This window comes from Rhizobium ecuadorense, assembly GCF_001187535.1.
Classification (GTDB): Bacteria; Pseudomonadota; Alphaproteobacteria; order Rhizobiales; family Rhizobiaceae; genus Rhizobium; species Rhizobium ecuadorense.
In genome coordinates this window covers 1-367 of sequence record NZ_LFIO01000278.1, presented here as the reverse complement: position 1 = coordinate 367, position 367 = coordinate 1, and the positions used below count along the sequence as shown (strand labels likewise).

The 367-nt window shown below is 59.4% G+C and carries 1 protein-coding gene; it reads right to left on the bottom strand.

Features of this window, described 5'->3' with window-relative positions; translation table 11 throughout:
• Positions 1-117 precede the first annotated feature (117 nt).
• Positions 118-367, bottom strand: a 250-nt coding sequence (locus tag AF337_RS44165) for a hypothetical protein (RefSeq protein ID WP_049731492.1), incomplete at its 5' end; no start/stop codon positions are given.

The following is a 367-nucleotide window of genomic DNA, read 5'->3' as shown; positions in this document are numbered from 1 at the left end:
CCTCACGGGAACCTCGCTGGAACTATACATTTTGGTAAAGTGCGAGGGTCGAACGACCGAGGCTGCATTTCTTACGGATTGGTATGATCCCGGCAAAGTGCGCGTGAGAATGCCGCGCTACCAGCTCTCGTGCGGCACGCAGTGGACGCCTCCCTTCCCGCGATCGAAACCGACAACCAGCGAGCCTTCGATGACGACAGCGACCCACTGCGTGCCGCCCCGGATGATCCCTGGCTTGAGCAATCGCTCAGCGCCTGCCTCCTCATTGATCAGAGTCGAAGGTGACGTGTTGGAACTCCATCTGTGTCTTCTCAAACCAGCATCGACTGCTGGGCGGAGATACCCGCCGTCGCGCCCTGCGATATTG